The following is a 22886-nucleotide window of genomic DNA, read 5'->3' on the forward strand; positions in this document are numbered from 1 at the left end:
CGTCTCGCGGTTGTCAAACCCACTTAATGAGCCTGCTTATTATGTTTGGTTATAGCTTAGCCAATTACGGAATTTAGCCGTTTAAACGTCCAAGCGTCTTGATTGCCAAATACTAGCATCCTGTATATAGTGGCAGCAATAACAGGCTTGCAGGAGTCCTTTTTCAGCCATGAGCGCCGCACTGATCCCCGACAGCAAACTTCCTTCCCTCGGCACCACCATTTTTACCCAGATGAGCGCACTGGCGCAGCAGCACCAGGCTATCAACCTGTCGCAAGGCTTTCCGGATTTTGATGGTCCCGACTACCTGAAACAACGTCTGGCTTATCATGTCAGCCTGGGGGCAAACCAGTACGCGCCGATGACTGGCGTGGCGCCGCTGCGTCAGGCGATTGCGGAAAAAACCGCAACGCTCTACGGCTGGCAGCCGGACGCCGATAGCGAAGTTACGGTCACGGCTGGTGCCACCGAGGCGTTATTTGCCGCTATCAGCGCGCTGGTGCGGCCAGGCGATGAAGTTGTCTGCTTTGATCCCAGCTACGACAGTTACGCCCCGGCGGTGCAACTGGCCGGCGGCGTACTGAAACGGATCGCCCTGCAACCGCCGGCGTTTCGCGTAGACTGGGCCGCCTTTAGCGCCTTGCTGAGTGATCGCACCCGGCTGGTGATAGTCAACACGCCGCACAATCCCTCTGCCACCGTCTGGCAGCAGGACGATTTCCGCCAGCTCTGGCAAGCGATTGCCAGCCGTCACATCTATGTGTTGAGCGATGAAGTCTACGAACATATCTGCTTTGCCGCCGACGGTCACGCCAGCGTACTGGCACATCCGCAATTGCGCCAGCGCTCCATCGCGGTGTCATCCTTCGGCAAAACCTATCACATGACCGGCTGGAAAGTGGGCTATTGCGTGGCACCGGCACCGCTCAGCGCCGAACTGCGTAAGGTCCATCAGTACCTGACGTTTTCCGTCAATACGCCGGCCCAGTTGGCGCTTGCCGATATGCTGCAACACCAACCGCAGCACTGGCGTGAACTGCCGGACTTTTATCGCGCCAAACGCGACCGGTTTGTTAACGCGCTGGCGGCCAGTCGGCTGGAAATCCTGCCTTGTGAAGGCACTTACTTCCTGCTGGCGGACTATCGCGCTATTTCCAGTCAGGACGACGTCAGTTTCTGCCGCTGGCTGACCGAGCATGTCGGCGTGGCGGCGATTCCGCTGTCTGTTTTCTGTGCAGCCCCCTTCCCTCATACGCTGATTCGGTTATGCTTTGCCAAACAGGAATCAACCCTTGATGCTGCTGCGGAGCGTTTATGTCAACTTTAAAGGTTACCTTGTTACAACAACCGTTGGTGTGGATGGATGGTCCCGCCAACCTCAGCCATTTTGACGGCCTGTTAAGCGAGATTACCGACCGTGACCTGATCGTGCTGCCAGAAATGTTCACCACCGGTTTTGCGATGGAAGCGGCCAAAAGCAGTCTGGAACAGCCAGTGGTAGAAACCTGGCTGAAACAGTGGGCGCAGCGTAACAATGCGTTGGTTGGCGGCAGTGTGGCGGTGCAGACCGACAAGGGCGCGGTCAACCGTTTTCTGCTGGTTGACCCACAGGGGCGAGTGTACCAGTACGACAAGCGCCACCTGTTCCGTATGGCGAACGAACATGAGTATTACCTGCCCGGTCAGACGCGGGAAATCGTGGAATGGCGAGGCTGGCGTATTCTGCCGCTGATCTGCTATGACCTGCGTTTCCCGGTGTGGTCGCGCAATCGTCAGGATTACGATCTGGCGCTGTACGTCGCCAGTTGGCCGGCACCGCGCGCCCAGCACTGGAAAACCCTGCTGGCGGCACGAGCGATTGAAAATCAGGCTTATGTGGCGGGCTGCAACCGCGTCGGCACCGACGGCAACGGGCACAGCTATCAGGGCGACAGCCTGATTATCGACCCACAAGGCACGGTGCTGGCTTGTGCGCCTGAACATCAACCTGCCCGCCTCGACGCGGAGTTGTCGCTGGAGGCATTGCAAAGCTACCGTGAAACCTTCCCCGCCTGGCGCGACGCCGATAAGTTCAGCGTATAAATATCAGCCATACGGCACGTGTCGTATGGCTGATAAACAAGACGAGAAGAAACATGTCAAATCGACTACCCCATCAAATTGACTGTTTTCTCAAATAAACCCTTCTTTTGAATCAACCCTTTTTTAAATCAACCCGTTTTTAAATCAATATAGTATTACTGATAACGCTCCGTGTGGCGCATCCCACGAGCCGACGTCAACCGGATGGCCTGTAGCGGATTGTCAGTAATGATATTGGTGAAACCGCTCGTCAACTGTAAATCGAGCGACTCTCGTTCATCCTGCGTTTCATTGCCGAAATAGCGGGTTCTGGTCAGGTAATCCGACAATCTGGCGCAACAGGTCGCATTGGAGCGAACATAATACGCGCCACCGCCACGCGACAAATTATATTCCGGTACCGGCACGAATGCGCCCATCGGGCGCTTGTAACGTTTCTCCTGCGCCACAAAACTGGAGGTAGGGTCAGGGTAATTGGGACTCTTGTTGCCAATTTCGACCCAGGGAATATTAGGATTGTCGTATGCCCCCCTTATCCACTCTTCTACCCGGCAATGGTGTACATCGACGCCAGCGTTACAAAAGACATTGGTAAAATTCACCGCAATATCGTCAAGGTTGCCGGCATACACTGTCGGCACAAAATGAACGCCTGCCGGTAAGCCATTAGATTGTGACGGATTGCTGGAATATAAGGATGAACTGGCTTTCAGCACAACCTGGTTTTCCATATTCAGGTCCTTGACTATTGAAGCACAACGCGAAACCGCCTCAGCCGTTTTTATATCAAGCACCACCAGTAATTGTGGCGCTTTTACTTTTATATAGCGTAATGCTTCAAGTACGTTGAGAGGATGAAAGCGGGTACCACTGAAATTCCTGTCACGCAGATAGCTATGCGCCAGCTGGTTATCTGTCATGGTCCGAAAATCCGGGTCCCATCCTGATGGAGGATTTCTATCTTGAAATATATTAAATAAAGGAAGGTGATAAAGCATTCTCCCCGCATTCTGATCATGAAACAGCCACGGCGTTCCCTGGGATGACTGTTTCACATCAAGCTCAATGGCTTCAATATTATTATTCACGGTTGCATCAATAGAACACTGCGAATTTTCAGGGCAACCATCAGAAACCACGCCACGGTGAGCGATAATGCCCACTGTCGTTTGTCCATTCGCATAAGGATATTGGAACGCTTCCAAAATGTGCGCAGGGTTCCAGTTTTCTGCGGCCTGCACATTACCAGCAACAAAAACAACCCCAGTGATTATATAAAAAAATAACGACCGAATATAACTCATAGTTTATTTCCTCAAGAGAAATAGTAATACTGACCCTATGTAAAAGACACTATTCATACGCAAGACAAAAAATTAACCGCCATCAAAAAGCAGATAGGAATCAGAAGATTTAAATTACGCAAAACTCGCGCAATAAAATCCTATTACTAAATCAGCAACAGATTTATGTCAGAAAAATAATAATTAGATGATAACAACCGCACACATTCATTAAATAAAAAAACCAATAGAGTTAATATCATAAAAAAATATTCACAGTTTCACCCCGGTAATAATAAAAAATCAACGAAGAAATGAGTTATATCAATTAACAAATAAGAAATTAAAAAATGATATACCGATTAAGATGTGTAAAAATTCCATTTAATACATTTATCTTGACCATGCTGGCAGACATAGAGGGGGAAATAACTTACCTACAATGGGTTAACTGAATTAATACAGTCTATTTAATTCGTTATTCACTTTTTCTTCATACTAAAATAATGTGAATTGCAGACAACACACCTGAGACCTGAATGATGACGGGTAGATACCCGTCATACTGAATATGCAGCATGGTGGAAGATAATCACTTTCATCTGGTCATTTGACCTTCGCCGTACGTGTCAGCGGTATCCCCACACCGTTTGCAATAACGCCCGCAGCGCCTGTGCCACATCATCAGTCAATACCGACTCGTCGGGATGATGGCTGATACCGCCCTTGCAACGCATAAACAGCATACCCACCGGCCAACGTTCGGCGATAGCGATGGCATCATGTCCGGCACCACTTGGTAGCAGCAGGTTCTCACCTTGTACCTGCATCACCGCTGCCGACAACCGCTGTAGCAGCTTGTCGTCACAACGCGTAGCAGCGATGCGGTAATACTCTTCGGCACTGAAGATACAACCGCGTTGCATGGCGATGTCTTGTGCCAGCGTCAGCAGCCGTTGCAGCAGGGCATCCAACGGCGTATCGTCCGGACCGCGAATATCCAGCGTCAGCCGCACTTCGCCGGGAATCACGTTAGCCGCGCCGGGCAGGCACTGCAACGTGCCGACAGTCGCCACCAGATAGGGGTCGCTGTCGCGCGTTATCTGCTCCGCCTGAGTCATCCATGTCGCTGCCGCTGCCAACGCATCCTGCCGTTGCGACATCGGCACCGTACCGGCATGACCGGCATGACCAGTAAACGTGCAGTTCAGCCGCCGTGCGCCGTTAATGGCAGTCACCACACCCAACGCCAGCCCGGCCTGTTCCAGACACGGTCCTTGTTCGATATGCAATTCCAGATAGGCCAGAATGTCCGTCACCGGACGGGCCGCCTGCGCGATAGCATCCGGGTTCAAACCAGCCTGCGTCAGCGCCTGTGCGACGGTAATGCCGTCGGCATCCGGGCGCGGCAGCCAACCGTCAGGCCAGGTGCCGGTTAATCCGCGGCTACCCAGCAATGTGACGCCAAAACGGGTGCCTTCTTCATCACCAAACCCGACCACTTCCAGCGCTACCGGCAAGCGAATTCCACGCTGATGCAGAAATGACACGGTTTCAATCGCCGCCAGCACCCCCAGCATCCCATCGTAACGCCCGGCGTTGCGGACAGTGTCAAGATGCGAACCCAGCAGCAGCGCCGGTGCACCCGGCGTGCGGCTCTCATAGCGGCCACAGATGTTGCCTACGCTATCCTGCCACACGCTCATCCCGGCTTCCCGCATCCACTCGCCGACCTGCTGATTGGCTTGCAGATGCTGAGGCGACAGGTAAACACGGGTAAGCTGACCGACGGTTTCACTGATGTCCGCCAGTTGATCGCAACGCGCCATCACCCGCCGGGCTGCCGCCTGCGCATTGAGGTCCGTCATCACGTTGTCCATCAGCACCTCGCACATGTCGGCGCCTGCGCGGTATCGTATACATTCCAGGCCGCCTGCAACGCCGCCCCCTGTACAGAATGGAAGCCAAGGCGGTTCAGTACCGCTTCCAGCGCGGTCAGTGTTTGCATCACGCAGTCTTTACGTGCGTTATACCCCATGGTGCCGATACGCCAGATCTTGCCCTGCAACGGCCCGAACGAGGTGCCGATTTCGATGGCGAAATCCTCCAGCAGTAGTTTGCGTACCTGCTCGCCGTGAATGCCAGACGGGATCACCACACCCAGCACGTTACTCATCTTGTTGGCGATGTCGCCGTAAGGCTGTAATCCCATACCTTCAATACCGGCCAGTAGCGCCTTGCCGTGCAATTGATGACGGGCGATACAGGCATCCAGCCCTTCTTCCAGAATGATGCGGACGCACTCGCGGGCGGCAAATAACATGCTGGTGGCTTCGGTATGGTGGTTCAACCGCTCCGGTCCCCAGTAATCCATGATCATGCCGAGGTCGAAGTAGTTGGAGTAAATCATTTCGTCGTCACCGTCCTGATGGTCGGTGGTGCGAATCCCCTGCTCCACGCATTTGCGCTGACGAATCACCGCTTCCATACGCGAACTGAGCGTCACCGGCGAGCTGCCGGACGGGCCGCCGAGACATTTCTGCAACCCGGCGGAAACCGCATCCAGCCCCCAGGCATCGGTTTCCAGCGGGTTGCCGCCGAACGACGCGGTGGCATCGGTGTAAAACAGCACGTCATGGCGACGGCAGATATCTCCCAGCTCGGCCAGCGGCTGTAGCATGGTGGTAGAGGTATCGCCTTGTACGGTGAGCAACAGGCGCGGTTTCACCCGTTTGATGGCGTCTTCTATCTGATCGGGCGTGAACACTTCACCCCATGGCACCTCGATGGTATGAACATCGGCGCGACAGCGGCGAGCAATCTCACACAGCAGGTGGCCGAAACGCCCGAACACCGGCACCAGCACCCGGTCACCGGGGCGAATCGCCGACACCAGAATCGCCTCAATACCCGCGCGGGAGGTGCCGTCCACCAGCATGGTCCAGCGGTTGTCGGTACGGAACAATTGACGATATAACGCCATCACCTGATTCATGTACCCGGTCATCGCCGGGTCATACTGCCCGACCAGTTGGCTGGCCATCGCGCGTAGCACACGTGGGTCGGCATTGATCGGGCCAGGTCCCATAAGCAAGCGATGGGGCGGATTGATCTGCGCAAACAGGTCGTTAGGCATGTGATGAACTCCTGATATCCTTGATAACATTAAAATTGTAATAGCTCGTACAGCTTAGGGCGCTACAGCCGCACCGAGGCGATAAACTGTTTCAGTTCGGCAGTCTGCGGGTTGGCGAACAGTTCATCACCACTGCCTTGCTCCCACACTTTGCCCTGATGCATAAACACCACCCGGTCGCCCACTTCACGGGCGAAATTCATCTCGTGGGTAACCAGAATCAGCGTCATGCCTTCGGCTGCCAGTTGCTCCAGTACCTTCAGTACTTCACCTACCAGTTCCGGGTCCAGTGCCGAGGTGATCTCATCGCACAGCAGCACTTTCGGACTCATCGCCAGCGCACGGGCAATCGCCACCCGCTGCTGTTGGCCACCGGAGAGACTGGAGGGGTAGTAATCAATACGCTCGCCCAGTCCGACTTTCTCCAGCATCCTCACCCCCAGTTCACGGCACTCGGCAGCGCTTTTACCCAGCACCAATTTGGGCGACAGCATCACGTTTTCCAGCGCAGTCATATGCGGGAACAGGTTAAAATTCTGGAAAATCATGCCAATGGAACGGCTGATTTCCCGCGCCTGCGAGTCACGGTCGGTCACGGTCATACCGCCGAGTTTAATGCTGCCGTCCTGATAGCCTTCCAGCCCGTTGATACAACGCAGCAGGGTGCTTTTGCCGGAGCCGCTGCGGCCAATGATGGAGATAACCTCGCCGGCATCGATATCCAGATCCACCCCTTTCAGCACGTGGTTCTGGCCGTAATACTTATGGACCTGATTAATGGTGATGAGCGGCATTACATTTCTTCTCCAGATAACGGCTGTAATACGACAACGGATAACACAGCAGGAAATAGCCCAACGCCACCAGTCCGAATACCTTGAACGGCTGGAAGGTAACGTTATTAAGCATGGTGCCGGCCTTGGTCAGCTCGACAAACCCGATGATTGAAGCCAGGGCGGTGCCTTTGATCACCTGTACCGAAAACCCCACCGTCGGCGCAATGGCAATGCGCATCGCCTGAGGCGCAATCACTCTGGTCAGCGTTTGCGTGAAGGTCAGCCCCAGGCAGCGACACGCTTCCCATTGTCCTTTCGGCAACGCCTGTACGCTGCCGTGCCAGATATCCAACAGAAACGCGCTGGTAAACAGCGTCAGCGCCAGGGTGGCTGCCGTCCATGGGCTGACGTCGATACCGAATAATCCCAGCCCGAAAAACGCCAGAAACAGTTGCATCAGCAGTGGCGTACCCTGAAACACATCGGCGTACAGCCGGGTCAGGCGCATCGGCCAGCGGCGTTTCGTCAGGCGCAGCAACAGCAGCGGCAACGTCACCACACCGCCGCCGAAAAACGCCGCCAGCGACAGCAGCACCGTCCAGCGTCCGGCCAGCAGCAGGTTGCGCACAATATCCCAGTCAGTAAATGTCATCATCAGTGCGGCGTCCCCAGAAAGCGTCGCCCGGCCAGCAACAGCAGTTGACGCATCAGCATCGACAGCACCAGATAGCAGAGCGTGGTCACCAGATACACCTCAAAGCTGAGGAAGGTCCGTGACTGAATTAAGTTGGCGGCAAAGGTCAGCTCTTCGTACGACACCTGCGACACCACGGATGAACCGAGCATCACGATGATGCACTGGCTGACCAGCGCCGGATAAATCCGTTGCAGCGCGGGCGGTAAAATTACTCGCGTAAACGTCTGGGCACGCGACAATCCCAGTACACGCGCGGCTTCCCATTGGCCCTTCGGCGTCACCTGAATGCCGGCACGAATAATCTCCGTACTGTAAGCGCCCAGGTTAACCAACATTGCCAACAGGGCGGCCTGCCCGGCGGTGAGTTTTAGCCCCAGCCCCGGCAGACCGAACACGATAAAAAACAGTTGCACCACAAACGGCGTATTACGGATCACCTCGACGTACAGGCCCCACAGGCGGCTGACGAAAGTCGGCTTACCGCTGCGTAATGCCGCACCGCAGATGCCGATGGCAATCCCGCCGAGCGTCGCCATCGTCGTCAATTGCACGGTAACCCACAGACCGGCCAGTAACTCCGGCCAGTAAGGCCACAGCGCCGCGAAATGAAGCTGATAAGTCATTGGCGTATCCTTAGGCGCCCAGATTGGCCGGCAACGGCGCTTTCAGCCATTTTTCGGACAGGCCGTTCAACGTGTTGTCCTTAAGCGCTTTTTCAATCAGTTCGTTGACTTTCGCCTTCAGCGCCGGCTCATCTTTTTTCAGGCCGATATAGCAGGGCGAATCTTTCAACATGAATTTCGCTACCGGAGCTTTAGCCGGGTTCTTCTCGGCAATCGCCGCCACGACCAGGTTGCCGGTGGCGATATATTGCACCTGACCAGACAGATAGGCCGACAGCGTAGTGTTGTTATCTTCATAGCGTTTGATATCAGCGGTCTTGGGCGCGATATCAGTCAGCACCATGTCCTCCACCGCACCGCGGGTCACGCCGACGGATTTGCCCTGCAACGCGTCCGGCGCGCTGACATCGGTGTCTTTCGGGCCAAATACGCCAAGGAAGAACGGCGCGTAGGCACTGCTGAAATCGATCACTTTTTCACGTTCCGCATTTTTACCCAGGCTGGAAATCACCAGATCGACCTTGTCGGTCTGCAAATACGGCACGCGGTTAGCACTGCTCACCGGCACCAGCTGCAACTTTAGTTTCATCTCACTGGCCAGGTAACGCGCCATGTCGATATCGTAACCCTGCGGCTGTAAATCGGTGCCGACCGAGCCAAACGGCGGGAAATCCTGTGGCACCGCGACGCGCAATACGCCGCGCTTCTGGATATCCTGCAGTTGATCCGCCATTGCCTGCCCGGCCTGAACCATCAACAGAGCCGCACCCACCACCGCCAAAAAACGTTTTCCGATCTTCATTGCTGTGCCCCCGGTTAAGTTAGTTTGAAACCAAAGATTCTTCAATAGAAACATTGAAACCTTTGTTGCAAAGTAAAAAGCAAAATACATGCCAGATAATCAGTTGGTATTTTGCGGTAATAAATAGAGAGGAATGCAGGTTGATTCAGGTGATAAAGGGAGGTGTTCGCTGTTGAACGGTACGTCCGGACACGAGTCCGAGACGCACAACAAAAGGGCATAAAAAGAGGAATGTATTGCACCAAAAAAGAACAATCGCACCAGTAAAGCGCGTGGTTAGCGCTGTTCCAGCTCATCCAGTTGCAGATAAAGATCGGCAATATCGTGAATACGCTGACGTCCATCCGCCAGCATCTGATGCAGCAACGCGTTACTGATCAGGTTGACCAGACTCATGGCACTGGCATAGCTGTCAAAAGCCGAGACGCTGTCCAACGGTGCGGTCAGCGACCAGGAAGCCAGTGGCGGTAACGCGTGGACTTGCGGTTCGCACAGCAGCAGTACTGGAATCAGCCGGGCACGTAGCTGTTGCAGCAATGGCTGAATCAGGCGCGGACGGCGACGGAACGCCACCACCACCACCACATCCTGCTCGTCGAGATCCGCCAGTTCTTCCGCCAGTGTCTGACCGGGCTGCGCCAGCAGCGGCACCTGTGGGCGAATTTGCAACAGTTGCTGACGCAAGTGCAACGCCACCGGGTAGCTGTTGCGCAGCCCCAAAATACATACGCGCCGGGCCTGCTGTAGCGCGGTGATCACCGCGCCAAACTGCTGCGGGTCAATCTGGTTGACCCACTGCGTCAGGTTGGCCATCTCCTGCTTATAATGGCGCGCCAGCAGGGTGTTGCCTTGTACCGCGTCCCGGTTATCGGTCAGAGGCATCCCGTTCTGGCGCAGGGTGCGCAGTTCATCACGCATCTCCCGGTAGCTGGGATAACCGAGACGGCGGAACAGGCGACTGACCGTAGCCTTGGAGACGCCACTCAGCCGCGCCAGCTCAGCGCTGTTGTAGCTGATGAGATCATCCAGATGGTCAAAGATAAATTCCGCCACCCGCTGTTCCTGCGGCGATAGTTCGCTGTACTGGCTGCGCAACCGTTCATCAATCTGCTTCATGCCTGCCCTTGTCACTGTTTGAACTTTGCAACTTTTGTTTCATTATTTCGGCGCTATGATGAACATAACATACAACCGGTGGTCGGCAGCAAGCTGAAAAGATGGAACGGCTTTTGCTTAGCATCGACCACCCTACCATCACATAAGAGCCTTATCACTCATGATGCAAAGCAATATCGCCCCATCGGGTATGGCAGTCACACCGCATCATCTTGCCAGCGCCAGTGCGCAGCGTATTTTACGTGCCGGAGGCAATGCCATTGAAGCGATGGTAGCCGCCGCCGCTACGGTTGCGGTGGTTTATCCCCACATGAACAGCCTGGGCGGCGATGGTTTCTGGCTGATCGTACCGCCGCAGGGCGCGCCAGTCGCCATTGACGCCGGTGGTCCCGCCGGGTCGCTGGCGACGCGCGCACGTTATGCCGGTGAAAGCCGTATCCCTCATCGAGGCCCCAACGCCGCACTAACCGTGGCCGGAACGGTAGGAGGATGGCTGGAAGCGCTGAATTACGCCGCCGAGCAGGAAATTAGCCATGCGCTGCCGCTCGCTACACTGTTGGAAGACGCCATCGGCTATGCCCGCAACGGCATTCCGGTCACCCAGTCACAAGAAGACGCCCTGACCAGCCGCCATCACGAGCTGAGCGACTTCCCCGAATTCTGCCGCGTGTTCATGCCGCAAGGCACGATTCCACGTACCGGCAGCCGTTTTATCCAGCCGGATCTCGCCGATACCCTGCAACAACTGTCCCAGGACGGACTGGACAGCTTTTACCGCGGCGCGCTGGCGGCACGCATGGCGCAACAAATGGCTGCGCTGGGCCTGCCGGTTACCGAAGCCGATCTGGCGAATTATCATGCCCGCCGTACCACACCGCTGGTGCTGAAACACAGCCACGGTGACGTCTTCAATCTGGCGCCGCCGACGCAAGGGCTGGTATCGCTGGCGATTCTTGGCATCACTGATCGGCTGGAGATGGCGGATCTGAGCGACAGCCAGACCATTCACCGCGTCGTAGAAGCCACCAAACTGGCATTTGGGCTGCGCGATAAATACATCACCGACCCGAAACTGATCACGCAGGATATTCAGGCGCTGTTATCTGCCGGCCAGTTGGATACCTTGAGCCGACACGTTGACACCCGCGCCGCCGCTCCCTGGGGCGAAGGCAAAGGGCCGGGCGATACCGTCTGGATGGGCGTGTGTGATCGCCACGGCTTTGCGGTGTCGTTTATCCAGAGCATCTACCACGAATTCGGCAGCGGCGTGATATTGCCAGGCACCGGTGTGCTGTGGCAGAACCGTGGCGCCTCCTTCAGCCTGGACCCGAACCACTTGCTGGCGCTGGAACCGGGCAAACAACCGTTTCACACCCTCAACCCGGCAGCCGCACGCTTGTCTGACGGACGCACGATGGTCTACGGCTCAATGGGGGGCGATGGTCAACCACAGACGCAGGCAGCGCTGTTCATTCGCCATGTTATGCAGGGCGTGCCGTTGCAACAGGCAATCACCGCGCCACGCTGGCTGTTGGGCCGCACCTGGGGGCAATCGACCGATACGCTGAAGCTGGAAGATCGCTTCACGCCAGCGACCATCGCAGCGTTGCGTACACTGGGTCATGATGTGGAACTGCTCGCTGGATTTAGCGAAACCGTCGGCCATGCCGGGGCCATTGTCCGTCATGCCAACGGAATGCTGGAAGGCGCCAGCGATCCGCGCAGCAACGGCAGCGCCGCCGGATATTAATCTTTCTACCCGATAAGGTCTTCACCCAATAAGGTCTTCGCTCATGGAAAAAAAAGATATTGATCAGGACACGCTGTCCGCGTATCTGCAACAAATGGAAACCCTGATGGGGCTGGAGCTGGATGATGTCCGCCGTCAGGAACTGCACGCTCAGTTCAGCCGCATCGCCGCCATGGCGCAGCCGCTGATGGCGTTTGCACTGGATGAACGTCAGGAAGTGGCGGGAGTCTATCAACTATGAATCCGGCTCAACTGTCTATTCGCACGTTGCAAGCCGAGCTGGCGGCAGGCCACCTCTCTGCCACCGACATTGCCCGTAACACGCTGGCGCAAATCGAACAGCACAACCCGGCTGTCAACGCGTACACCGCCGTCACAGCACAACGTATGCTGACGGAAGCCAACGGCGTGGTTCTGAAACGCCGGTTAGGCGAACCGCTGCCTGCACTGGCAGGCGTACCCTATGCGGTGAAAAACCTGTTCGATGTTGCCGGTGAAACCACCCTTGCCGGCGCCAGACTGTTCAGCCAACGCCCTCCCGCCAGTCAGGATGCGTTCGCGGTACGCCAGTTGCAGGCGCAAGGCGCATTGTTGTCCGGCTTGCTGAATATGGATGCCTACGCCTACGGCTTTACCACCGAGAACAGCCACTACGGCGCCACCCGCAACCCGCATGATTTGACGCGTATCGCGGGGGGATCGTCCGGCGGCTCAGCCGCGGCGGTAGCAGCCGGGCTGGTGAATTTTGCACTCGGCAGCGACACCAACGGTTCGATCCGCGTTCCCGCTTCGTTGTGTGGCATCTTCGGGCTGAAACCCACTTTCGGACGGTTATCACGTCAGGGGACACAGCCGTTTGTCGGCAGCCTTGATCACATCGGCCCGCTGGCACGCAGCGTGGACGATCTGGCGCTGGTCTATGACGTACTGCAAGGCCGCGATCCGGCTGATCGCTTTCAGGCAAACCAACCACTACGATCCACCGTCCCCTCGCTGTCCGACGCGGCACCGCTGCGCAGCCGGGTACTGGGCGGTTACTTCGCACAATGGTGCGATGAACAGGCCGCCACGGCAGTACGACAGGTGGCCGATGGATTAAACGCCGACAGTGATGTGATACTGGATAATGCTGCGCTGGCGCGTACCGCGGCATTTATTCTTTCCGCCAGCGAAGGCGGCAACCAATACCTGCCTGCGCTACAAGCCACACCGGAACAATTTGAACCGCTTTCCCGTGAACGGCTGTTGGCAGGCGCGATGATCCCTGCCGCCTGGTATGTGCAGGCTCAGCGTTTCCGCGATCATTTCCGCCGCGACATACTGGCGCTGTTTGCCGACACCGATCTGCTGATTGCACCAGCGACACCTTGCCCGGCAACGCCTGTCGGTCAGGAAACCATGCGCATCAATCACACCGATTTACCGATCCGCGCCAGCATGGGCATGTTGACCCAACCGATATCGTTCGTCGGCCTGCCGGTGGTAACGGTACCGCTGGCAACCGCCAGTGGGCTGCCTATCGGCGTGCAGCTCATCGCCGCGCCATGGCGGGAAGATATCGCGCTGCGCGCGGCCTGGCGCTTAGAGCAGCAGGGCATCGCCCGGACTCTGCCACCCGTTACTTTTCACTCATAAGGACTTTTCACATGACACCAGAGATAAATCTGCCTGACGTACTGGCCGAGGTTACCACCGCCTTTTACCGTTACGAAAAGGCGCTGACCGGCAACGATATTGACGTGCTGGACCAGTTGTTCTGGCACGATGCGCGTACCGTGCGTTACGGCGCATCAGAAAACCTGTACGGTATTGAGCAGATCCGCGCCTTCCGCGCTGCTCGCCCGTCAGCCGGGTTGGACCGCCAGTTGCAAAACACGGTGATCACCACCTATGGCCGCGATACGGCGGTTGCCAGTACCGAATTTCGTCGTGAAGGCAGCGAGAAAATCGGACGCCAGATGCAAACCTGGCTGCGTACCGAACAAGGCTGGCGGATAGTAGCTGCTCATGTGAGCCTGATGGTGTAACCAACAAAACAGCCCACGCCGGATAGCTGATATCTGTTTTACCGGCTATCCGGATGAGTTAACGGGAGGCGGGAGTCGTGGCGAGTATCTCGGCCAGTAATGAAGGCGATACCGGAATAAGCCCCATCTTCAGACCGAAAGGCTTAAACACTTTGTTGATGATATCCGCCGTGTAATTGCCTTTGTCATTCTCTATTTCCGACAACGTTTTACGTGATACGCCAACCAGATTGGCATAAGCATCCTGCTTAAGACCCAGCACGGTAAGGCGCAATTCTTTCAGTGCGTTTCCCTGCGATATTTCGCCTATCATCATCCTGCGGATAATGTTCTGCATCGCAAACTGCCTTTCGCTGGCATTGAGCGGTCTGGAATTTTTTGATGCTCTCGTTTTCGAGACATCCGCCGTCCCCGTAGTTACAACTACGGGTAGAGCCTGAAAGCGCTCCTGCGCCACATTGCTCTCCTGCAAGCGCTGGCGCAGCTTGCGTATGGTTTCCTGAACATCATCCGCAACCGCGTAGCGCGTTATATTTTTGCGTTCCTGGCTCATAACAATCCCCAGCGCTGTAGCTTCTCAGGAAGGTAATCAAACCCGATGGAAGGCAGGTTTACTATCGACTCAGGTACGCCACGTGCCTGAAGCCGCGCTTTCAGACCAACCAGTTGCACCGCTGTCTCCTGCAATTTCGCCATCAACAACGTCGGCGGAAGAATGTCGGAAAACAGTTCCGCTATCCGCTCAAACTGATAGTCACCGCCGATTTCCAGCGGCTCCGGCCATTTGGTCGCTCTGGCAATGCCCGCGGGGTCAGCCTTCATCGGTGCAAAATCGTAAATCGGTGCCAACCGAATCCCCTGTTCATCTTTGAGAAACGCGGTATTGCGACCATGGTTATCACTGTTGCCGAAGGCAATATTCAACAGATCGCGTCGCACCCACTCAACCACAAACGCCTCAGGGTCAAAAAATTTTCCCTCTACGCTAACCGTATGACTGGACGCGATTTTGGCGATCACCGCCCGAATCACCTGATCGTGCCGCAGCGCACTACCCGGCCCGGCCCGCAGCAGGGAATACACCGACTCCATACCGTATCGTTTAACCTGTCCATTGCCGGGGAATTCGATATCAAAGCGCGGCAACCAGAGCGACGGATAATGCCGTCCTTCTTCCAGGCGCATACCCGCCACAGGAATGGTGTCGAACCCCATATAGGCCAGCTCATGGTAATAATGAAACTCGGCTCGCAGGATGTCGCCGTCAATCTCACTGCGCTGCCCACGCGGAAACTTCACCAGATAAGCGGCATCACAACAGTTGGGATCATCCTGCCAGGTATCGATCCATACCTTATCGTCCGCATGACATCGCAACAGCAGCTTTGGCGCTTCACCTCCCGCACCTGTAGCCCCTCCGGCAGCGGCACCACGTTGTTGCGCATAATCCAGAAAATCGCTGGCCCGGTTCTTCACATCCTCAATGCTGAAAAAGCGGGTTTTACCATGATGTCGGGCTGGAACTGATTCTTTGATACGCAAATTACCAACCGGTGCAATGGTGGCATGGCGCAACAAGACATAATTTTGCAACTGTGCCGGCAACCCAGAGAGATCAAGATGATCAATCCAATACTGTCGGCTGGCGCCTGCCGGCATAATGTCATCCAGAAAGCGCATCCATCCGGGTTCACCACCATCATCAAAGAAGACCCGGACCGGGTAATTGACGGAAACCGCGTGGTGGTCATCACAATCTATATAGTCAATGCCATAATCAGACGCATAATCCAGCCGCGTTAGCAGGTAATTATTCTGGTCGCTATCAGGAAAACCGATCTCGGCAATATCCTGCCACACATTATCGACAAACGCCTGAACAGTCAGTCGCTCCATAGCCCCTCCGCGCTCATTACGTGTAGCATAGCACACCCAAAATACCAGAAAGACAATTAAAGACACCAAAAGGTAACATTAACTAAATAAACTCAATTTAATGTTACCTATACGTATCAAAAGCCAATCAGCCAATAATGAAACCTATAGGTATCATAAAATGCAAAAAAACCAAACAACGAAACCTATCAGTTACATTGTTTGGCTCAAGCAGATATGGAATGAAACGAGATGAATTAAAACCGGTAAACGCGCAACCGCTATTATGATCGCGTCAGTCCTGATACGGATGAACCCGATGCCAGTGCTCGGCGATATCCTGACGGCGGCAGACCCACACCCGCTCGTGCTGCTGGATATAATCGAGGAACCGTTGTAACGCCCGGAAACGACCTGGCCGCCCCAGCAGGCGACAATGCATACCAATCGACATCATTTTCGGCGCATCCTCCCCTTCGGCATACAACACATCAAAGCTATCTTTCAGATAGCTGAAAAACTGCTCGCCGCTGTTGAACCCCTGCGGTGAGGCGAAGCGCATATCATTAGCATCCAACGTATAGGGAACGATCAAATGCGGCTTCACCGCGCCGTCTGCACGCCGTACCGGCAACCAGAAGGGTAGATCGTCGCCATAGTAGTCGCTGTCGTAGAGGAAACCACCCTGCTCCAGCACCAGTTGTCGGGTGTGGGGGCTGTCGCGTCCGGTGTACCAGCCTAGCGGCGGCTGGCCGAACAATTCGGTATGCACCGCGATAGCCTGTTGCAAATGTGCACGCTCGGTGTCGATATCCATATTCTGGTAGTGGATCCAACGCCAGCCGTGGCTAACCACGTCATAGTCCGCCGCCCTGATAGCCTCGACCACCGCTGGGTTCCGCGCCAGTGCCATCGCCACGCCGAACACCGTCATCGGCAAGCCACGGCGTTGAAACTCCTGATGAATACGCCAGAAACCAGCGCGGGAGCCGTATTCATAGAGCGAATCCATCGACATATGTCGCGTCGGGTAACTGGCAGCACCGATGATATCGGACAAAAATTGCTCAGATCCGGCGTCGCCGTGCAGCACATGCTTTTCCGCCCCTTCTTCGTAATTCAGTACAAACTGCACCGCGATGCGAGCCTGTCCGGGCCAACGAGCGTGTGGCGGTTGACCAGCATAACCTATCAGATCACGCGGGTAGTCAGGGTCTGAACCCCATAGCTGAGAAAGTGTCATGGTGTCTTTCCTTAATTATGATGACAGCAACAGCACCGCTTAACGTAGCGCCTCGAATGCGCCGGTTAACGGCTTGTCCAGCGGGTAGTCGAGATCGCCGTGTTTGCTGGTGCTTAGCCCCAGCCCAACCAGCGATTCCACCATTTTCACCGCCGCTCCCACGCCATCGATCACCGGGATACCTAATTCCTGCGTCAGCGCCTGCGCCAGATCGGCCATACCACCGCAACCCAGCACAATCGCGCCGGCTCCATCCTGCCGCTTCGCTTGTATACACATTTCCCGCACTTTATGTTGCGCCAGCCCGTGTCCATCCTCCAGTGCCAGCACCGGCAGATCAATGGCGTGCAGTGCGGCGCAGTGATGCTCAAAGCCGTAGCGCTGCAACAGATGACGTGCGATGACAAGCGTGCGCGGCAGCGTGGTGACGATGGAAAAACGCGTCGCCACCAGCGTTGCCAAATGCATCGCCGCTTCCGCGATGCCCACCACCGGCGCACTCGCCAGTTCCCGTGCCGCCAGCAGACCGGGGTCGCCAAAGCAGGCAATGACATGGCCGCTGACGCCCTGCTCGCGTCCCAGCCGAATCTGCTCCAGCACGCCGAGAGTCGCCACCGCTTCATCAAAATGCCCTTCGATAGACGGCACGCCTTGTGACGGACATACCGCCAGAATATCGGTGCCGGGCGCCGCCACTCGCCGCGCCGCGTCGCCGATGGTTTCAGTCATTGCCAGACTGGTATTGGGGTTGATTACCTGAATCACACATCGGCTCATTCGGCCTGCTCCTTCCTATTGTGATCTAGCTGACTTCAGATGACTGAACAACTGCGAGAAATCCGGCGTAGCCGCGCTGTCGCCACCAAAACGCAGGCTGGCGACGATATCGTCGAAATGTTGTTGCATAGCGGTAGTCAGCGCTGCCAGATCCCGGTTGCGCAGCAGCATCAACAAATCATGGTGATCGTGACAACGGCATCCCTGCTGCCAGGGCGCGCCGTAGGCAGCAATCACCAGCGATGAGCGCAACGTCAATTGCGACACCATACGGGTTAACACGCTGTTGCCGGAAATCGCCTGCAACTGAATATGGAAGGCGGCTGACAGGCGGATCGCTTCCGGCCCGTTGCGATCCTGATGTGCTTGCTCTTCCGCTGCCATCAATTTCTCCAGTGCTGCCAGGTGCGGCGGCTGACAGTGAGCCAAAACCGCGGGCAGGTTGGCGCACTCCATCAGGCTGCGGGTTTGAAAGATCTCACGCGCTTCCTCTACCGTCGGTGTCGCCACCTGTGCACCACGCTTGGGCAACAGCGTGATCATTTGCACCGTCGCCAGACGCTGCAGCACCTTGCGGATCCCGGTACGGCTGACGCCGAATACCTCCGCCAGCGACTCTTCCGGCAGGCGGACACCCGGCAACAATTGATGCTCAACAATCGCATTCAGCAGCGCATGGTAGATAACGTCATCTTTTTGCTCGAAAAATGTCTCTTGTCCGAGACCATAAATATCGTTCATTGGCTTTTTCCGTCATCACGTCACCACCAGATCGTACACAAAAAATAAATTTATTGTATACAAAATTCACCAATCTGGCCCAAATCCTGCAACACATCACAGGACAGGTTATTCATCTCTATTTTTATCGTCATCAAAAAAGGAGCAGATTCCATGCCAGAAAAAATGACATCCGCCGGAACCACCCCGGCACATTACAGCCCAAGACTGTGTAATGAAGATTTGGCTCCGACACGTGAACAAAGCTGGTCCTGGTACAATATCTTTTCCTTCTGGATGTCGGATGTTCACAGCATGGGCGGCTACGTGGTAGCAGCCAGTTTCTTTACGCTGGGTCTGGCTAGTTGGCAGGTGCTGCTGTGTCTGCTGGCAGGTATCTGCATCGTGCAACTGTGCGCCAATCTGGTAGCCAAACCCAGCCAGCTCAGCGGTGTGCCCTATGCGGTGATTTGCCGTCAGTCCTTCGGGGTGTTCGGCGCCAACATTCCGGCGGTAATCCGCGGCCTGATCGCGTTCGCCTGGTACGGCATACAGACCTATCTGGCCGCCAACGCATTGATGCTGGTGTTGCTGAAATTCGCCCCGTCGCTTACCTCACTGACGACCAGCCACTGGCTTGGCCTGTCAACGCTGGGATGGCTGTGCTTTGGCGTCATGTGGCTGCTACAGGCGATGGTGTTCTGGCACGGCATGAGCGCTATCAAGCGGTTTATCGATGTTGCTGGCCCGGCGGTTTATGTGGTGATGCTGGCACTGGCGGGATGGATTGTATACAAAACCGGGCTGGAAAATATCTCTTTCACCCTGAGTAGCAAATCACTCAGCAGCGGCGAGCAGGTATGGCAGATGATTACCGCCACGGCGCTGGTGGTGTCTTATTTTTCCGGGCCATTGCTGAACTTCGGCGATTTTTCCCGTTACGGCAAAAGTATGCAGGAAATCTACCGCGGCAACCGCTGGGGACTGCCATTCAACTTCCTGCTGTTCTCCATTGTCACGGTGGTGATTGTCTCCGGCACCCAGTCCCTGTTCGGCCAAATGATCACCGATCCGATAGAAACCGTTAGCCGCGTCGGCAACAGCGTGGCGGTAGCGCTGGGCCTGCTGACCATGATTGTCGCCACCATCGGCATCAATATTGTCGCCAATTTCGTTTCCCCGGCGTTCGATTTTTCCAACTGTTCGCCGCAGCGTATCAGTTTCCGTACCGGCGGGATGATTGCCGCCGTCGGTTCAGTCCTGTTGACCCCGTGGAACCTGTTCAATTCACCAGAACTGATCCACTACACACTTGACGTGCTGGGCGCATTTATCGGCCCATTGTTCGGCATCCTGCTGGCGGATTTTTACCTGATCAAAGGCGGCAAGGTGGATGTAGACGCACTGTTCAACGCCACCCCGAATGGTCGCTACTGGTACCGTAACGGCATCAATCCGAATGCGGTGCTGGCACTGCTGCCGTCGGTGGCTATCGGGCTGGTCATCAGTTTCGTACCAGCCTGGCATGAAGTCGCCAACTTCAGTTGGTTCATCGGCGTCGGCCTGGGCGCAGGTAGCTACCGTTATCTGGCGCGCCGGGAAAAAGCGGCCACGCCAGGCACCGCCAACTTGTCAGGTTTAGTACTGGGCAAAGAGTAAAAAAGAATCACCCAGCCCCGGATCATAACGATCCGGGTGCTTACCCCGCCAGCGTGCCCCGTTTTTGCTCCTACTCTGGGTTAGGCTGTGCCACTACAGTGCATCGCACTATTACCGCCCTGTGACTTTTTAAAAAATCACTTTATAAACAGAAAATTAAAAAACTGGCACAAGGTTTGAATATTGCCAGCCATCTTCTATACCCGTTGGAATTATCTTATGACATCGCAAACCGCTTATACCGGCCTGACACTGCCCCAGTGGCGACATCACTATCAGCGACACCCTGAAGATGTAACTGAAATCGTGCTGGCCGTCTGGCGCTCATTGAATGCTGAAGACCCGGCATGGATTTATCTGCCTGACGAAGCTCATGTCCGCGAGCAGATTACCCACTTGCTCAGCCAGCCTGACGCCCAACGCCTGCCGTTGTACGGCATTCCATTCGCAGTCAAGGACAACATCGATGTCGCCGGCTGGCCCACCAGCGCCGCCTGCCCGGCTTTTACTTACACCGCAGCACAAGACGCCACTGTAGTGGCACGTCTGAAAGCGGCGGGCGCCATCGTGCTTGGTAAAACCAACCTTGACCAGTTCGCCACTGGGTTAGTGGGCACCCGCTCACCGTTCGGCGCGGTGCCGAATAGCATCAGGCCAGAGTATGTCAGCGGCGGCTCCAGCTCTGGTTCCGCCTCGGCGGTAGCCCGTGGACTGGTGCCGTTCACACTGGGTACAGATACCGCCGGGTCTGGCCGTGTTCCAGCCGGTTTCAACAATATCGTCGGGCTGAAACCGACCAAAGGCTGGCTGTCAACACAAGGGGTGGTGCCTGCCTGTCGCCTCAATGACTGCGTATCAGTGTTCGCATTAACGGTACAGGATGCCTGGTTTGTCGCAACGCTGGCAGGTGGTTATGACGAAAACGACGCCTATTCGCGCCACCATCCACGCACCACACCGGCTGATGTCTCCGACCAGTTGCGCCTGGCAGTACCGCATCCACTGGAATTTTTTGGCGATCAACAGGCGGAACAGGCGTTTCAGCAGGCGTTATCACATTTGCAGGCGATGGGCGCGACACTGGAAACGCTGGATTTCACCCCGTTCGAACAACTGGCACGTCAGTTATACGAGGGACCCTGGGTAGCAGAACGCACCGTAGCCGTCGGCAAGTTACTGCATGAACAGCCAGAGGCGATGGACCCGGTGGTACGCAGCATTATCGCCAAAGGCGCCGATTACCGCGCCAGCGAGGTATTCGAAGCGGAATACCTGCGGGCGGAGCTGGCGCGACAGATTGCGGCCCAGCTAAATGGGTTTGACGCGCTGGTAGTACCAACCACCCCCACTATTCGTACCCAGGAAGAGATAACGCAACAGCCAGTGGTCTATAACTCACAATTCGGTTTCTACACCAACTTCACCAATCTGGCCGATTTGTGCGGGCTGGCGCTGCCAGCGCCATTTCGTGCAGACGGTTTGCCTGCCGGTATTACGCTGCTTGCGCCCGCCTGGCATGACGCTGCGCTGGCGGCGCTTGGTCAACGCTGGCAGGCCGCCACCGCACTGCCGTTGGGTGCCACCGGTCATGCCTTGCCATCGGTTACCCTGCAAAAAGCACTGTCTCCCCACCATGTGCGGATTGCCGTAGTGGGTGCTCACTTAAGTGGAATGCCGCTCAATTTTCAGTTGATTACCCGTAATGCGGTCAAAGTGGAAGAAACCGTCACATCGGCAGACTATCGCCTGTACGCGCTGGCGAATACCCAACCGCCCAAACCGGGACTGGTCAACACCGGTCAGGGGCAACCCATTGCGGTTGAGCTATGGGATATTCCGCTGGCGCGTTTCGGCGAATTTGTAGCAGAAATCCCGCCTCCGCTGGGTATCGGCACGCTGACGCTGGCGGATGGCCGTCAGGTTAAGGGGTTCATCTGTGAACCGGCTGCGTTGGAAGGCGCACAGGATATTACCGAATTCGGCGGCTGGCGCGCTTTTGTCACTCAGCGTTCGCCAGCCTGAACACGGAACGCCTGATAAGCAAAACACACGTCATAAAACACACCACGAATAACTGAGTAACGCCTGTCGGTCAGCTGCGTGCTGATCCGTCAGGCGCAGTTCCGGCTGGAAAACAAAGGGGGTTGTCAGTGTCTGCTATCACAGCATGTGGCAAGCCCCCCTGCGACTTCGCTTACTCAAAGAAATGTCGGCCCGCAAATCATACTGGAACAGGCAAGCAGTACAGCGATTGTGTGTACCGTCTCTTAATCGGCTGCATACATTGCTCTGCCATATTCCAGTTAGCTGAGCGTTGGCA

Annotated in this window: 21 protein-coding genes; 8 read left to right on the forward strand and 13 right to left on the reverse strand. The window is 55.9% G+C overall.

The genetic code is table 11. The features are described 5' to 3' along the window. Positions 1-169: 169 nt before the first annotated feature. On the forward strand, positions 170-1327 hold the full coding sequence (locus tag Dpoa569_RS14940) for a pyridoxal phosphate-dependent aminotransferase (RefSeq protein WP_042872339.1): 1158 nt from the start codon (positions 170-172) through the stop codon (positions 1325-1327). Then, positions 1315-2082, forward strand: a complete 768-nt coding sequence (locus Dpoa569_RS14945; protein ID WP_146411501.1) for an amidohydrolase — start codon at positions 1315-1317, stop codon at positions 2080-2082. Before Dpoa569_RS14940 ends, Dpoa569_RS14945 begins: the two co-directional genes overlap by 13 nt. 155 nt (positions 2083-2237) lie before the next feature. Here Dpoa569_RS14945 and Dpoa569_RS14950 read toward each other — a convergent pair whose 3' ends face one another. The 8 genes from Dpoa569_RS14950 to Dpoa569_RS14985 form a co-directional block, all read right to left on the reverse strand. Beyond that, on the reverse strand, positions 2238-3386 hold the full coding sequence (locus tag Dpoa569_RS14950) for a glycerophosphodiester phosphodiesterase family protein (RefSeq protein ID WP_050569497.1): 1149 nt from the start codon (positions 3384-3386) through the stop codon (positions 2238-2240). Between the two features lie 608 nt (positions 3387-3994). Then, entirely contained in the window at positions 3995-5260 is a 1266-nt protein-coding gene (gene hpxK, locus Dpoa569_RS14955; protein WP_042872342.1) for an allantoate amidohydrolase, read from the reverse strand. Then, positions 5245-6501, reverse strand: coding sequence for a pyridoxal-phosphate-dependent aminotransferase family protein (locus Dpoa569_RS14960; RefSeq protein WP_042872345.1), 1257 nt, complete (start codon positions 6499-6501; stop codon positions 5245-5247). Before Dpoa569_RS14960 ends, hpxK begins: the two co-directional genes overlap by 16 nt. 62 nt (positions 6502-6563) lie before the next feature. Beyond that, positions 6564-7295: an amino acid ABC transporter ATP-binding protein gene (locus tag Dpoa569_RS14965; protein WP_042872347.1), complete on the reverse strand. Its 732-nt coding sequence runs from the start codon at positions 7293-7295 to the stop codon at positions 6564-6566. Next, complete coding sequence (locus Dpoa569_RS14970) at positions 7276-7932, reverse strand: amino acid ABC transporter permease (protein WP_042872349.1); 657 nt, start codon at positions 7930-7932, stop codon at positions 7276-7278. Before Dpoa569_RS14970 ends, Dpoa569_RS14965 begins: the two co-directional genes overlap by 20 nt. Continuing rightward, positions 7932-8597, reverse strand: coding sequence for an amino acid ABC transporter permease (locus tag Dpoa569_RS14975; protein ID WP_042872352.1), 666 nt, complete (start codon positions 8595-8597; stop codon positions 7932-7934). The genes Dpoa569_RS14970 and Dpoa569_RS14975 overlap by 1 nt, the downstream gene beginning before the upstream one ends. A 10-nt stretch (positions 8598-8607) precedes the next feature. Continuing rightward, positions 8608-9399, reverse strand: a complete 792-nt coding sequence (locus Dpoa569_RS14980; RefSeq protein ID WP_128569771.1) for a transporter substrate-binding domain-containing protein — start codon at positions 9397-9399, stop codon at positions 8608-8610. A 276-nt stretch (positions 9400-9675) separates the two neighbouring features. Then, positions 9676-10515, reverse strand: a complete 840-nt coding sequence (locus tag Dpoa569_RS14985) for a MurR/RpiR family transcriptional regulator (RefSeq protein ID WP_042872353.1) — start codon at positions 10513-10515, stop codon at positions 9676-9678. Between the two features lie 160 nt (positions 10516-10675). Here Dpoa569_RS14985 and Dpoa569_RS14990 point away from each other — a divergent pair, with 160 nt between their 5' ends. The 4 genes from Dpoa569_RS14990 to hpxZ are packed head-to-tail and all read left to right on the forward strand — an operon-like array spanning position 10676 to position 14292. Then, positions 10676-12265 carry a gamma-glutamyltransferase family protein gene (locus Dpoa569_RS14990; RefSeq protein WP_146411504.1) on the forward strand — a complete coding sequence of 530 codons (1590 nt, stop codon included), beginning with the start codon at positions 10676-10678 and terminating at the stop codon, positions 12263-12265. A gap of 43 nt (positions 12266-12308) precedes the next feature. Beyond that, positions 12309-12506 carry an oxalurate catabolism protein HpxX gene (hpxX, locus tag Dpoa569_RS14995; protein WP_042872355.1) on the forward strand — a complete coding sequence of 66 codons (198 nt, stop codon included), beginning with the start codon at positions 12309-12311 and terminating at the stop codon, positions 12504-12506. Next, the gene (locus Dpoa569_RS15000; protein WP_042872358.1) at positions 12503-13900 is read left to right on the forward strand and encodes an AtzE family amidohydrolase; all 1398 of its coding nucleotides are present in this window, start codon (positions 12503-12505) and stop codon (positions 13898-13900) included. The genes hpxX and Dpoa569_RS15000 overlap by 4 nt, the downstream gene beginning before the upstream one ends. An 11-nt stretch (positions 13901-13911) precedes the next feature. Further along, complete coding sequence (hpxZ, locus tag Dpoa569_RS15005) at positions 13912-14292, forward strand: oxalurate catabolism protein HpxZ (protein WP_042872359.1); 381 nt, start codon at positions 13912-13914, stop codon at positions 14290-14292. A gap of 58 nt (positions 14293-14350) precedes the next feature. Here hpxZ and Dpoa569_RS15010 read toward each other — a convergent pair whose 3' ends face one another. The 5 genes from Dpoa569_RS15010 to Dpoa569_RS15030 all read right to left on the reverse strand — a co-directional run bounded on the left by Dpoa569_RS15010 (position 14351) and on the right by Dpoa569_RS15030 (position 18928). Continuing rightward, complete coding sequence (locus Dpoa569_RS15010; RefSeq protein WP_050569498.1) at positions 14351-14845, reverse strand: helix-turn-helix transcriptional regulator; 495 nt, start codon at positions 14843-14845, stop codon at positions 14351-14353. Beyond that, positions 14842-16188 (reverse strand): type II toxin-antitoxin system HipA family toxin, encoded by a 1347-nt coding sequence (locus tag Dpoa569_RS15015; RefSeq protein WP_042872361.1) that lies wholly within the window; start codon positions 16186-16188, stop codon positions 14842-14844. Before Dpoa569_RS15015 ends, Dpoa569_RS15010 begins: the two co-directional genes overlap by 4 nt. A gap of 274 nt (positions 16189-16462) precedes the next feature. Next, positions 16463-17410: an allantoinase PuuE gene (gene puuE / locus Dpoa569_RS15020; protein ID WP_042872371.1), complete on the reverse strand. Its 948-nt coding sequence runs from the start codon at positions 17408-17410 to the stop codon at positions 16463-16465. Positions 17411-17449: 39 nt separating this feature from the next. Continuing rightward, entirely contained in the window at positions 17450-18187 is a 738-nt protein-coding gene (hpxA, locus tag Dpoa569_RS15025) for an allantoin racemase (RefSeq protein WP_042872383.1), read from the reverse strand. A 15-nt stretch (positions 18188-18202) separates the two neighbouring features. Then, a complete protein-coding gene (locus Dpoa569_RS15030) occupies positions 18203-18928 on the reverse strand; it encodes a GntR family transcriptional regulator (RefSeq protein ID WP_042872388.1) in 726 nt (241 codons plus the stop codon). 153 nt (positions 18929-19081) lie between these two features. On the opposite strand from Dpoa569_RS15030, the gene Dpoa569_RS15035 reads away from it, so the two are divergent. Continuing rightward, a complete protein-coding gene (locus tag Dpoa569_RS15035) occupies positions 19082-20566 on the forward strand; it encodes an NCS1 family nucleobase:cation symporter-1 (protein WP_042872389.1) in 1485 nt (494 codons plus the stop codon). 219 nt (positions 20567-20785) lie between these two features. After that, on the forward strand, positions 20786-22588 hold the full coding sequence (atzF, locus tag Dpoa569_RS15040) for an allophanate hydrolase (RefSeq protein WP_042872390.1): 1803 nt from the start codon (positions 20786-20788) through the stop codon (positions 22586-22588). The last annotated feature ends 298 nt before the right edge of the window (positions 22589-22886 follow it).

The organism is Dickeya poaceiphila, from assembly GCF_007858975.2.
Classification (GTDB): domain Bacteria; phylum Pseudomonadota; class Gammaproteobacteria; order Enterobacterales; family Enterobacteriaceae; genus Dickeya; species Dickeya poaceiphila.